We start from the raw sequence: 13,185 nt of genomic DNA on the forward strand, positions 1-13,185 counted from the left end.
TAATATTTTAACCTAAAAAAAATGAAGACAATTAAAGGCCCTGCGATTTTTCTCGCACAATTTATTGACGACAAAGAACCATTCAATAACCTGAAGAACATCTGTAATTACATGGCCGACCTCGGCTATGCTGGCGTTCAGATTCCTTCTTGGGATGGCAGAATGATGGATTTACAAAAAGCCGCTGAAAGCAAAACCTATGCAGACGAAATTAAAGGTACCGTAGAAGAAGCTGGCTTGCAGATCACAGAGCTTTCCACGCACCTTCAGGGGCAATTGGTAGCAGTACATCCTGCATACAATGAATTATTTGACGGTTTTGCGCCTGACAATCTGAAAGGAAATCTACAGGGAAAAACAGATTGGGCTGTACAGCAGTTGAAATATGCGGCAAAAGCATCCGAAAATATGGGACTGACCCAGCATGCTACGTTTTCAGGAGCATTGATGTGGCAAACAGTATATCCCTGGCCACAAAGACCAGCAGGTTTGGTAGACACCGGTTTTACCGAATTGGCCAAAAGATGGACTCCTATACTTGACGAATTCGACAAACATGGTGTAGATGTATGCTATGAACTTCACCCAGGGGAAGATTTGCATGATGGAGTAACATTTGAAATGTTTCTAGATAAAGTCAATAATCATAAGCGCGCAAATATCCTTTATGACCCAAGTCATTTTGTATTGCAATGCTTGGATTACCTGCAATTCATTGATTTTTACCATGAAAGAATCAAAATGTTCCATGTAAAAGATGCCGAATTTAACCCAACAGGTAAGCAAGGTGTCTATGGTGGATACCAAGGATGGGTAGAGCGGGCAGGCCGGTTCAGATCTTTAGGAGATGGACAGGTTGATTTTAGCGGAATTTTTAGCAAACTTTCGCAGTACGATTATGATGGCTGGGCAGTTTTAGAGTGGGAATGTGCCATCAAGCATCCAGAACAAGGAGCTGCGGAAGGCGCTCCATTCATCGCTTCACATATCATCAACGTAACAGAAAAAGCATTTGATGACTTTGCAGGCCGTGGAGCAGACGAAGAATTCAACAAACGAATCTTAGGAATCAAATAACTCAATTTTAATATCCAACTAATGAAAATCACAAAACCTATAAATCTTGTCTTAGTAGCTCTGGCAGGATTTACATTCGCCTGTGGCGGAGGAGAAAAAACATCTGAAACCACGTCAACTGCAGAAGTAGAAGCTCCTGAAGCTGCTCCTGAAGTAGAAATGAGCTTGGAAGAAAAATACCAAGACGATCCCATCTACATCAAAGGTTTAGCCAAATTGAAGACTTCAGACTGTACCTCATGCCATATGGTAGAGCGTAAAATCGTAGGACCTTCTTACGCAGATGTAGCCGCTAAATATGAAAACACTGAAGAAAACATCAATATGCTAGCAGAGAAAGTAATCGCTGGTGGCGTAGGTGTATGGGGAGAAATCCCAATGCCTCCACACCCAGCTTTGAGCATAGAGGATGCTAAGGATATGGTAGCATACGTTCTACTTTTGAAAAAATAAGATGAAGAAAAATTATATCATCGTCACAGCATTGGCAGTAATCCTATCTTCATGTTCCAGTGAAAAAACGGTCGAAACTGAGGTAGAAGAAATAACTGTTTCTGAATCTCCAGAAGATGAATGGGTCGATCTATTTGCAAACAACGACCTCTCCAACTGGCACAAATACAATGGAGAAGATGCCGGCAATGCTTGGAAAATTGAAAATGGTGAAGTCTATCTCGACGTAGCGAATATAGACAGAGAAGCGGGAGAAGGTGGAGATCTGGTAAGCAATGAGGAGTACGAGAATTTCCATTTGAAATACGATTGGAAAATCGCTCAGAATGGTAACAGTGGCCTTATATTTTATGTTCATGAAGCTCCTGAATATAAGAACACCTATAATACTGGCTTAGAAATGCAAATACTGGATAACAACGGCCATCCTGACGCTAAAATCGTCAGCCATAGGGCTGGAGATCTATATGATCTGATCGTAAGCAGTGAAGAGACCGTGAAGCCCTATGGTGAATGGAACTCAGCGGAGATTATCTCAAACAATGGTCATCTGGAACTTATTCTAAATGGAACAACTGTGGTGAGCACCACACTATGGACCCCTGAATGGGAAGCTTTGGTCGCTGATAGCAAATTTAAAAACATGCCTAATTGGGGCACTTTCAAAAAAGGTAAAATAGCACTTCAAGACCATGGAGACTTGGTTCACTTCAAAAATGTGATGATCAAAAAGCTATAAAGTAAAAAGCCTCCTATCGGAGGCTTTTTTCATATTACAATCTCGTAACATTCTCTTTTTTGATGTAGGCATGTTTGTCTTTCCATTCTACTTCATACCAGATATCCTTTGAAGATTTGATTCTCACACGATGTCCTGGCTCCACCATATCGACTAATTCTCCGCCCGCTGAAGGCTTAGAGACAATAAAGGTAGGGCTACTTGTAACAAGCCCTGTCCGAGGCCCATTTAGGAAATTATTAGCACCGAAGATCAGAATGATAAGTAAGATCGTTGGCCAAAACGTTTGAGTTTTATCAGATTTTCTCCCTGTCACCCAACTTGTAACTATTGAAAAAACAAGAAATACCGCTAGCACTCCTACCATATAATCTTGGTATTCAGTAAGGAAAATCATAAACCTTTGACCATCGCTGACCTCATATCCAACCAAAGTACTTTGTCCAGTAAGACTTTTGATTTTAGATATGGCTTGAGGGTTTGGATCTAGGTCATAATATTTACTCAGGTAAAGAGTAGCTCGTTCGTTGTCACCAATTCCTTCGGCTATGAAGGCCATTTTCAACAACATTGCGGGTGAATAAATCCCGGATTGGAAGTTAGAATCGTAAATTTCCATCGCTTCCTTGTAGCTTCTGGAATTAAACAAAGAATCTGCTTTTTCCAGCGCAATTACATCTGCTTGACAATGAATACTTTGTAGAGATATCGATAAAAATATCAAAAGTTTTGTGAGAAAGATTGATTTCACGTTTGGCATTTAAAATTTGTCCCCTTATTTTTGCAGTCCAATTACGACAATGATCTGGCAAAAAGCAAGGCCAAGAAGTCAATTTGAAAGGTTTTAAGTCACCATTTGGTGGTTAAATTTTCTGAAAATTTTCAGGGAAATATGATTCCGTAGCTCAGCTGGTAGAGCAATACACTTTTAATGTATGGGTCCTGGGTTCGAGCCCCAGCGGGATCACTTGATGATATCAAAGAAATTTGATAAAATCGCAGCTTTAACTTACAAGGAGTTAAAAAGAAAGTTTCGGGGTGTAGCGTAGCCCGGTATCGCGCCACATTTGGGATGTGGAGGTCGTAGGTTCGAATCCTGCCACCCCGACTTTATTTATCCAGGTCCTGTAGCTCAACTGGATAGAGCAACTGCCTTCTAAGCAGTAGGTTTCAGGTTCGAGTCCTGACAGGATCACTCTCGAAAGCGGAATTACGTTCCGCTTTTTATTTTATTATTAAGTACCGATTCCGTAGCTCAGCTGGTAGAGCAATACACTTTTAATGTATGGGTCCTGGGTTCGAGCCCCAGCGGGATCACAAAAAAGCAGACTAGAAATGGTCTGCTTTTCTTATTTTTAGCCTATCTTTTTATCCTAAGGCTTGCAGTACTACCTTTTTTTCCTAAAGCATAAACAATTCAGCAACTCACTAAGTTGAATTTCAGTAGATTAACACCCCACCTACCGAATACTCCTATTATTTTCGTAAGTTTTTAGCTCCAACTTTCATCAAATACATTATACTAGCTATACCTCACGTTTAATATTCGGTGAAATAGGAAGGTTTCATTAAGATTTCAGCCATTTTAAATAGGTAGTGGTGAATTATCCCATTCCACCAATTTGCTTACCTATTACTAGCTGCAAATTATTTTGTAGCTTATTTATTGAAGACAAATTTACCCTTAGCACTTATGAACAATAACCCTGACCAATTGTATGCATTTCTGCGATCCATGGGTGACTTTGTGTGGGAAGCTGATATAGATATGCGGCAAATAAACTTCAATAGAAATGAAGGGACACACGTTTTAGGTTTTTCGCTTGAAAAATGGGCAGAATCTCCTGGTTTCTGGGAAAGCCGCATACATCCAGACGATATTGGTGTAGTTTTTCAATACCGTAACTTAAGAAACAACCCAGGCATCATTCATTCATTTGAGTATCGTATGATCAGTGAAGATGGGAATATTAAGTGGGTAAAGGATTCGGTCGCCTTCACACATGAGGAAGGCAGACTCCCTGTTCTTAGTGGTATAATGAAGGAGACCACTAACTATCAAAGACTAATTGCCATGGAAGAGTTGGAAAAAAATGTTTTTCGACTTTACATAGATAATTCCCTCAATGATCTTCTTCTTAGTTACCTCAAAGGATTAGAAACTTTGTTTCCGCAGATGCATTGTTCGGTAATGAAAATTAAAAACGGGCATTTATACGACGGTATTGCTCCTTCTTTACCTGAAGACTATATGAAGGCAATTGAGAATCAACTGATCGGTGAGAATGTTGGGTCATGTGGTTCAGCAGCAGCTTTAAAAAAGCAGGTAATAGTTTCCGATATTTCCACCGACCCTAAGTGGGCTAATTACAGGGAGGCAGCTTTAATTCACGGATTAAAATCCTGCTGGTCAAACCCGGTCATCAGTACTGAAGGCGAGGTGATGGCCACCCTAGCAATGTACTATCATGAGCCTAAAACGCCCACCGTCGACGAACTCCAGGTGATGGAACGCGTGACAGCCTTGTTGCAGATCATTTTAGAGAATAGACAAAAATCAGAAATTATTAGAGAATCCAATTTGCTCATGCTTCAAAGTCAGGAGTTGGCACATTTTGGTAACTGGAATTGGGATATTGAACACAATATTGTGACATGGTCACCAGCCCTGTACTCCATCTACGGATTGAACAGACATGAATTCAAAGCCACCTTTGAGGGATACCTTGAATTACTCCACCCTGATGATCGTCCCATGGTTCGTGGGATAATTGAGCATGTATTGAAAACCGGAGAAGATAGCGAATTTGAAGAAAGGATAATCCGCCCAAATGGAGAGGAAAGATATCTCCGTTCCTGGGCAAAGCAAAAATTGGATCAGAATGGTAAAGTAATTGGTTTGATTGGGGCTTGCTTAGACAACACGGAAAAGGTCAAAAGTATGATGTCTATTAAGCAACAAAACAAAAAATTTAGAGACATAGCATGGTTACAATCTCATGTTATCCGTGCCCCTCTGGCCCGTATCATGGGGCTTGTAAACTTGATCAAAAACACCCCAACTGATGAATTGAAGCAAGGTGAATTATTGGATTTCTTATTAGATTCCGCAAACGAGTTGGATGATCAAATCAGGGTCATTTCACAAAAGGCTGAGATTAGGGATACTGATGAGGAATGAAAGGCTCTGGTGCAAAAGTTTCACTGAGCTAAAATTTATTGTTCGTCTAATAAAATGAGCAGACACTCATCTAAAAGTCGTTATCAAATCCACTTTAAGAATAACAAGGTTTAATCATAAAGAATCAGAGTGACCTAAAGAATACAGACTTGGAACGGTTTGCTGTTCTTTTGTCAAGGCATAATACACCATAAGAGACAATTGCATTCATCCAATATCGCTTGCGATTCCACCGAAATATGCTGATTGTTGGAACATGAAAAACCTCCTGCTACTTTGTGGTATTGCATTGCTATTTGCTTCCTGTGAAAAACTTGTTTCAGACAAGCATTTCTACGACCCCGGAATCTCATCTGAGTTAGCCCAATTCCGAAAACAACAAGTATCAGACATTCATTACGACTTGACTTTTGAAATTCCTGCGGAAAAGTCGGCCACAATTCCATCGAGTTTGTTATTGGAAGTTGAAATCTCTGATCTTTCACATCCATTGATTCTAGATTTCAACGAGGAATCTTCTCATCTGCTTTCTCTCGAGGTAAATGGAATGGAAACAGAGATCGATCATAGGGACCAACACTTGGTTATCCCTAAGGAATCACTGACAAAAGGAAGCAATGCTATCGCCATAAAATTTATAGCAGGCGAGCTATCGCTCAATAGAAATGACGACTTCCTTTATACCCTATTAGTTCCAGAGCGAGCCAGCACGCTTTTCCCTTGTTTTGATCAGCCAAATTTAAAGGCAAACTACTCGCTGACGATTACTGCTCCCAAAGACTGGAAAGTCTTGGCAGGAGCGCCAGAAAAAGCTTCTGAGGAAAATGGTGAGTTTGTCACTCATCGCTTTTCTAAGTCTGACTTAATGAGCACGTATCTGTTTTCCTTTGTAGCAGGCAAATTTGAAGAGGCAAGGTCAGATTCAGATTTTCCTCAAACCATGCTTTACCGGGAAACGAATCCTGATAAAATTGAAGCCAGCATTCCCGAACTCTTTACTTTACATCAAAAAGCAAAGGAATTCTTAGAAGCATATACCGCCTACCCTTTCCCATTTCAGAAGCTTGATTTTGCCACTATTCCTATTTTTCAATATGGCGGAATGGAGCATGTTGGGGCAATTCAATACCGGGAGTCCTCACTTTTCTTGGATGAAAATGCTACTGACTCGGAGCTATTGAGCCGGGCAAAGTTGATTGGCCATGAGACTGCACACATGTGGTTTGGTGATTTGGTGACTATGGATTGGTTTGAGGATGTTTGGATGAAGGAGGTTTTTGCAAATTTCATGGCTGGCAAACTTGTCAACCCCACCTACCCTAACATCAATCACGAGCTTTCATTTCTAACCAACCACTATCCTTCTGCCTATGGAGAAGACCGTACGAAAGGAACCAACCCAATTAAGCAAAAATTAGCCAACCTGAAGGACGCTGGCTCACTTTATGGCAGCATTATCTATGACAAGGCTCCGATCATGATGCGACAGCTGGAAACGGCTATGGGAGAAGCTGCCTTTCAGAAAGGCATTCAGAAATACATCAAAACCTTTGCTCATGGAAATGCCGATTGGAATGATCTCGTGGAGATTCTGGATGCAAACACAGAATTGGATCTTCAGCAATGGAGTGAAGTCTGGGTAAACCAATCCGGAAGACCTATCCTTTCTGATAAAATCGAGCTCGCAAAAGATGGGACAATCAGCTCTTTTGTAATTACACAAAACGCAGAGGATGGTTCAGACAAAATCTGGCCTCAGCTTTTTGATATCACCTTTTTTTACCCAGAGGAGAGTAAAACCTTTTCGGTTTCTATGATAGAAAAAACTCTGGATTTGAAAGAAGCAATAGGTGCAAAACAACCTTCAGCTATTCTTTACAATAGCAATGGTTTAGGTTATGGGGTTTTTCCTTTGGATCAGGCTTCTCTGTCTCATATCCCTTCGCTCACCGATGAAGTGATGCGCGGACAGTCCTACATCAACTTATTTGAGAACACACTTTCAGGAAACATCGAGCCAATGTTGGCTTTTGAGACTTTTCAAAAGGGAATTGAACTTGAAGAAAATGAAATACTTGCAAGATTGATTTCTGGGGAACTCAGCGCTATTTTCTGGAAATACCTCAATGATGATCAGCGGGCACAAGTCCTTCCAGGTTTGGAAAGCCAACTTTGGACTCAATTGCAAAAGGACCTTACTACCAATCTGAAGAAAACAATCTTCTCGCTTTACAGCGGGATCGCTTATTCAACGATTGGTCAGGATCGCTTGTATTCAGTTTGGAAGAAAGAAGTGGAGATCAAAGACCTAAAACTCAACCCAGACAATTTCACCAGTTTGGCAATGACTTTAGCGCTTTATGGTCACCCAAAAGCAAATGAAATTTTAACTGAAGAACGATCCAGAATCAGCAATCAAGATAAACTCGACCGCTTTGACTTTCTTCTCCCAGCTTTATCACAAAATGTATCTGAAAGAGACACTTTCTTTGAATCATTTAAAGAAGCTGACAATCGGGAAAAAGAATCCTGGGTATTATCGGCTTGTGGCTATATTCACCATCCGCTGAATCAGAATTCAGCAATCAAGCACCTTCCGCTCGCTTTGGACTTATTGGAAGACATTCAGAAGACTGGAGACATCTTTTTCCCAAAGAGATGGATGTCGGTTACTGCTGGGCAATACACCTCGCCTGAGGCTGCTAAAATCGTCTCTGGGTTTTTAGATAAAAACCCAGACTACAACCCAATCCTGAAAAGCAAAATTTTGCAGGCCACGGATGATTTGATGCGTGCTCAAGAAATAAAGCAGTAATTAGAAATCCAATGGATCAAGGTGCTTAAAATGTCCATTTTGTTTGATCTTCTCTTTGGCTTGCTCAGCCGCTTTTAGAGCCGGTATAATTCTCTTAAAGTGCTTAATTAGAAACTCTGTTCGTTCAGCTTCCGAAGGAAGTTTGATAAGTTCTAATTCCTCCTCCAGTTTGAGACCGATTTTATGAGAAAAAGAAAATGAATCTACGTCTGCAGGATTAAAGCTCACATCGTAATGCAGTAAATGAAGCATTTCCCTGAGATAAAAAATATACTCATGATGCAAAAAGTCCGGGACCCTGAGATCATCTTCCAGCCACTCGATAGCACCTGCGGCATATCCTTTATTAGGTGAAGGATTGTCAAAGGTTGCAATTTTAAAAACACGCTGGCCTATTGTTTTAATATCCATTCTACCATCTTCATATCTGGTATGAATTTCATCCAACTTCACTTCAGTGCCATATCCGGAAAGCTGATCAATGAAAGTACAAACCCCAAAAGTCAAACCACCTTCCTCTACATCTTTTATGAGCTCTTTATACCGAGGCTCAAATATGTGAAGGTTCAGTTCTTCTCCTGGAAATACTACCAGTTTCAATGGAAAAAAAGGAAGGATCATAGAAGTGCTTTTTTAATACAACGTGATTAGCCCCATTTTTTGTTTTCCTCGAAAATGAAAAAAGCCGATCCTAAGATCGGCTTTCATGTATATTTTGAGAATTACTTCTCCTTATTTGCTAGCGATGAAGCTTACCAAGTCGATTACTTTGTTAGAGTAACCCCACTCGTTGTCATACCAAGAAACAACTTTCAAGAAGGTATCAGAAAGCTGGATACCAGCGCCTGCATCGAAGATAGAAGTTCTAGAATCTCCAAGGAAATCGTTAGAAACCACATCGTCTTCAGTGTAACCAAGAACACCTTTCATAGTAGTCTCAGAAACTTCTTTCATTTTAGCACAAACCTCAGCGTAAGTAGCTGGCTTTTTCAATCTAACTGTCAAATCGACAACAGAAACATCCGGAGTAGGAACTCTGAATGCCATACCAGTCAATTTACCGTTAAGCTCAGGAATTACTTTACCTACCGCTTTAGCAGCTCCAGTAGATGAAGGGATGATGTTTTGACCAGCGCCACGTCCACCTCTCCAGTCCTTCGCAGAAGGTCCGTCAACAGTTTTCTGAGTAGCAGTAGTCGCGTGAACTGTAGTCATCAAACCTTCCTCGATTCCCCAGTTGTCATTCAATACTTTGGCGATTGGAGCCAAACAGTTTGTTGTACAAGAAGCGTTAGACACGAAAACCATGTCAGAAGTGTAAGAATCTTCGTTTACACCCATTACGAACATCGGCGTATCATCTTTAGATGGAGCAGACATTACTACTTTCTTTGCACCTGCATCGATGTGACCTTGAGCAGTTTCTTTAGTCAAGAAAATACCAGTTGATTCGATTACATAATCAGCTCCTACTTCACCCCACTTAAGGTTTGCTGGGCTTTTTTCGGAAGTAACACGAATGCTATTTCCATTCACTACCAATGCGCCGTCTTTTACCTCTACAGTACCTTTGAAGTTACCGTGAGTAGAGTCATACTTAAGCATATAAGCCATGTAGTCTACATCGATCAAATCGTTGATCGCTACTACTTGGATATCTTCTCTTTCTTGTGCAACTCTGAACGCCAAACGTCCGATTCTTCCGAATCCGTTGATTCCAACTTTAATCTTGCTCATATTTATTTTGATTTGAGTATAGGTTTGATTCCTAAAATCCCTTTAGCGGGTATGCCACTTTTGGCTAAAAATCCCTGAGGGATGGCTAAGTTATTACATTTATTTGGCTAGCCCAAACTATCTGTTGAGGCTCGTCAAATCTTCTTGTATTCAATCGATTTCGAAGAAAAATAATTCCATAAAAATTTTGAAAAAATCAGTTTTACAATGCTTTTGCCTATTTTGAAGCCTTACTTAAGCAATTTTTAATGTTTGAAAAAGCAATTCTCGAAACTGCCGGCTACACCCGGGCGATTCATTCTATCTCCAGAAATTTTGGAAGTACTCAAATTGAAAGAGGTGCGGCTACGCTATTTTTTGTAAACCAAGAAGGCTATGCACTGACTTGCAAGCATGTCGCTCAGTGGCTATCTCAAGCAGATCAAATCAACCAGAAGTATAACAACTATTTACAGCAAGGCAAAGATCTTAGCGGGGGACAACGTTCGGCTTTAGCCAAAAAACTAGGCTTAAAACCCGATGCTACTTCCGAGATGCGGGTAACCTTTGTAGACTGTGTGGATCAGATCAAAAACATGAGATTTTTTATCCACCCAGAATATGACCTGGCTTTGATCAAGTTTGAAGGTTTTGAGAAAACGCTATTCACCAATGTTCCAAAATTCAAGAAAGATCATTCCGAAATCAATCCCGGAGCGATGTTGTGCAGACTTGGTTTTCCTTTTCCTGAGTTTTCAAACTATCAGCTAAACACCCAAAAGCAATCTCTTGAATGGACAAGCACTGGAGCGATGCGCTCTCCCCGATTCCCAATCGAAGGAATGCTCACTCGCTTTCTCGGAGATAAAAAAGGAAAAGTCTATGGGATGGAAATGAGTACGCCTGGACTAAGAGGACAAAGTGGCGGCCCATTATTTGATGCCAGCGGCAAGGTATGTGGCATGCAAAGCCGTACCAAGCATTTACACCTAGGATTTGATATCGAGGAAAAAGCAATTATTGCCCACGGCAAAGCAAAAAAGGTGAATGATTACGCATTTATCCATCTGGGTGAATGCATTCACGTTTCGGTGATTAAGGAATTTATGCGAGCGAATAATGTGAGTTTTGAGGAAGAATAGGCGAATTCGGGTTTCGGAATTTTGATTTCGGGTTATGTGTTAAACAAAAAAAATCGGACAGATTTCCACCCCTAGAAATAAGTCCGATATTAAAAAAATACTTAACGCATTGAGAATTGTCACTCCCAACTAGCCACAAGTATATTCATAAACTTCAGAGCAAGGATTAATAACACATAAGTGGATAGATTATCTTCATAATTGTAAGAAAAGACAGAAAATCAACAGAACTGACTAGCTTTCTTTTCTATAGCAATTTTGGCTCGTTCTATGACTTTAGCCGCAATACCAAATTTAATTTTTGTGGATATAATCAATCTGGAATCCTGAATCCAGAGCTCGGGATCTTTTTTACCTTTTGACTGATTGATACTTCGTAGCGTCACCGCAATATTCTCAGGAATATTTACAATCTCAGCTATCTCCGTATCTGTAAGTTTATCTTTATAGCGACTATGAATTAACTCAGAAGGAAATATATGATCGTAATCGTAGCGATCACCACCCCATAGTTCTTCCCCTGTATAGGAATCAATGTAACGAGCCTTGCCTCCTCCACGCTGCATGGCATCAAAATGAAGTAAGGCTTTCACCCGCTCAAAGGCACGATTTATTTCTCCACGATGGTATGGTCTGGACATAGTTAAATGTTATAGCGCTGGAGCATGCTTTCCTTTATTTGAGCCTGATGGGTGGTGAAAACAAGGGGATGCTGTGAGGTTCGCTAAGCTATGATTGCTAGTCCCACAATACTTGCAGGTATAGCTTTTCTTTTCAGAACCTTCATACAATTTGTGCTTCCCTTTGTTCAAACCTAAAGGATGTCTAAAACAGGGAGATGAAGTTAAGTTGGCAACGGAAGTAAATTTGGTACCGCAGTATTCGCAGAGTGAGGTGGGCATAGGCTTCTTAAATGTTAGAATTAGTTAGCTCTTCCAAAATAACTTTAGCCTCAGCTTCACAATCATTTATCATATTGTTACCAAAATAAACTGATAATGAAAAAGCCGCAGCTACAGCTGAAATTTGACCAATAACAGGAATATATTTAGCTATAGTTTTAGCAGTTAATTGAGGAGCGAAACGTTTTAAAGCAATCAAAACCAACTCTTTACTTAAATATTTTTGTGCAAAAGATTTCATACTAGACAGTACCCCAGCTTTTACACCATGTCTTTCTAAAAAATCTATTGAATCTTCATCTAAATTATAAATCTTTAAAATCTCTTTATTCATTTTCATAAGAATGGCTATATCAGCTGCAATGTCAACTCCAGGTATTGGGTTAAGACCATTTACTCCAGCTCCAGCAGATATCCACATAACCATTTTTAGAGCTATTTTTCGCTTCTTTTTTAGAATTTCATCATTTGAAATGAAAGCTTCTGCGATAAACTTATCTCTCTTTAAATTTGTGAGGTTTTGTGAAATTTCTGTAATCAGTTTCCCTAAATCATATTTGGTGGGTTGTCTTGAGGAGGTCAAATAAATACCAAAATGTTTTACACTAGTTAAGTATTGCTCTAAGTCATATAAACATTCACTCAATGTTTCAATTTCAGATTTTTTAGGGGTATTAAATTTACCGTCATCTATGGATTGATCAATCTTAGTCCTAACTATAAAAATGGGCTTGTTTAACTTTTTTACCTCTTCAATTAAAAACAAATCATTTTCATAAAACCTATTTGCAGTAACAAGGATTATAAAATCAAAAGAAGACAATCCCATCCTGTCCACATAGTCTTCTTTTGGGAATTTGGTTGTACCGCAACCTGGTAAATCATAAAATGAAACTCCATTTTTTGAATAAGGGCCATTTTTTTCAAGGGTTGTCTCAATTGTTCCTGTATTACATATATTTTCTCCAATGAGTGCGTTTATCAAGCTAGACTTCCCTGATCCACTTTGCCCTATTAATGCCCCAGAAACTTTAGTGTTATTAAACTCTTCACCTTTTTTGAGTAGCTCTTGTAGATACTCCTTAAATTTATCAGATTCTTCCATAGCTTATTTTAAGATTATAAGCTTAAGTTTTCAACATATAAAATAAGGAAATCGA

11 protein-coding genes and 4 tRNA genes are annotated in these 13,185 nt (G+C 39.7%); 10 read left to right on the plus strand and 5 right to left on the minus strand.

Translation table 11 applies throughout. The features are described 5' to 3' along the window. Nucleotides 1–21: 21 nt before the first annotated feature. From QOL76_RS04150 to QOL76_RS04160, 3 genes are read left to right on the plus strand one after another with little or no spacing between them, the layout of a single operon-like run. Complete coding sequence (locus QOL76_RS04150; protein ID WP_283411761.1) at nt 22–1,077, plus strand: sugar phosphate isomerase/epimerase family protein; 1,056 nt, start codon at nt 22–24, stop codon at nt 1,075–1,077. A 21-nt stretch (nt 1,078–1,098) separates the two neighbouring features. Then, on the plus strand, nt 1,099–1,530 hold the full coding sequence (locus QOL76_RS04155; RefSeq protein ID WP_283411762.1) for a c-type cytochrome: 432 nt from the start codon (nt 1,099–1,101) through the stop codon (nt 1,528–1,530). A 1-nt stretch (nt 1,531) separates the two neighbouring features. Beyond that, nucleotides 1,532–2,269 carry a 3-keto-disaccharide hydrolase gene (locus tag QOL76_RS04160; RefSeq protein ID WP_283411763.1) on the plus strand — a complete coding sequence of 246 codons (738 nt, stop codon included), beginning with the start codon at nt 1,532–1,534 and terminating at the stop codon, nt 2,267–2,269. Nucleotides 2,270–2,303: 34 nt separating this feature from the next. Here QOL76_RS04160 and QOL76_RS04165 read toward each other — a convergent pair whose 3' ends face one another. Beyond that, nucleotides 2,304–3,029 carry an SH3 domain-containing protein gene (locus QOL76_RS04165; protein ID WP_283411764.1) on the minus strand — a complete coding sequence of 242 codons (726 nt, stop codon included), beginning with the start codon at nt 3,027–3,029 and terminating at the stop codon, nt 2,304–2,306. A gap of 134 nt (nt 3,030–3,163) precedes the next feature. Between QOL76_RS04165 and QOL76_RS04170 the strand changes: the two genes are divergently transcribed. The 6 genes from QOL76_RS04170 (at nt 3,164) to QOL76_RS04195 (ending at nt 8,265) form a co-directional block, all read left to right on the plus strand. Further along, nucleotides 3,164–3,236 (plus strand) — tRNA-Lys (locus QOL76_RS04170). 67 nt (nt 3,237–3,303) lie between these two features. Beyond that, nucleotides 3,304–3,377: transfer RNA gene (locus tag QOL76_RS04175), tRNA-Pro, on the plus strand. 13 nt (nt 3,378–3,390) lie between these two features. Beyond that, nucleotides 3,391–3,464 (plus strand) — tRNA-Arg (locus tag QOL76_RS04180). 49 nt (nt 3,465–3,513) lie between these two features. Next, a tRNA-Lys gene (locus QOL76_RS04185) sits at nt 3,514–3,586 on the plus strand. Nucleotides 3,587–3,962: 376 nt separating this feature from the next. Continuing rightward, nucleotides 3,963–5,450, plus strand: coding sequence for a PAS domain-containing protein (locus QOL76_RS04190; RefSeq protein ID WP_283411765.1), 1,488 nt, complete (start codon nt 3,963–3,965; stop codon nt 5,448–5,450). Nucleotides 5,451–5,706: 256 nt separating this feature from the next. Then, nucleotides 5,707–8,265: a M1 family metallopeptidase gene (locus QOL76_RS04195; RefSeq protein ID WP_283411766.1), complete on the plus strand. Its 2,559-nt coding sequence runs from the start codon at nt 5,707–5,709 to the stop codon at nt 8,263–8,265. Here QOL76_RS04195 and QOL76_RS04200 read toward each other — a convergent pair whose 3' ends face one another. Both QOL76_RS04200 and gap read right to left on the minus strand, forming a co-directional pair. After that, on the minus strand, nt 8,266–8,886 hold the full coding sequence (locus tag QOL76_RS04200; protein WP_283411767.1) for an LON peptidase substrate-binding domain-containing protein: 621 nt from the start codon (nt 8,884–8,886) through the stop codon (nt 8,266–8,268). A 111-nt stretch (nt 8,887–8,997) separates the two neighbouring features. Next, nucleotides 8,998–10,002 carry a type I glyceraldehyde-3-phosphate dehydrogenase gene (gap, locus tag QOL76_RS04205; protein WP_283411768.1) on the minus strand — a complete coding sequence of 335 codons (1,005 nt, stop codon included), beginning with the start codon at nt 10,000–10,002 and terminating at the stop codon, nt 8,998–9,000. A 248-nt stretch (nt 10,003–10,250) separates the two neighbouring features. Between gap and QOL76_RS04210 the strand changes: the two genes are divergently transcribed. Then, on the plus strand, nt 10,251–11,123 hold the full coding sequence (locus tag QOL76_RS04210; protein ID WP_283411769.1) for a S1 family peptidase: 873 nt from the start codon (nt 10,251–10,253) through the stop codon (nt 11,121–11,123). A gap of 221 nt (nt 11,124–11,344) precedes the next feature. Here QOL76_RS04210 and QOL76_RS04215 read toward each other — a convergent pair whose 3' ends face one another. After that, a complete protein-coding gene (locus QOL76_RS04215; RefSeq protein ID WP_283411770.1) occupies nt 11,345–11,764 on the minus strand; it encodes a hypothetical protein in 420 nt (139 codons plus the stop codon). A 268-nt stretch (nt 11,765–12,032) separates the two neighbouring features. Continuing rightward, nucleotides 12,033–13,130, minus strand: coding sequence for a GTPase (locus QOL76_RS04220; RefSeq protein WP_283411771.1), 1,098 nt, complete (start codon nt 13,128–13,130; stop codon nt 12,033–12,035). Nucleotides 13,131–13,185 lie beyond the last annotated feature (55 nt).

Source organism: Algoriphagus winogradskyi, assembly GCF_900182815.1.
GTDB lineage: Bacteria > Bacteroidota > Bacteroidia > Cytophagales > Cyclobacteriaceae > Algoriphagus > Algoriphagus winogradskyi.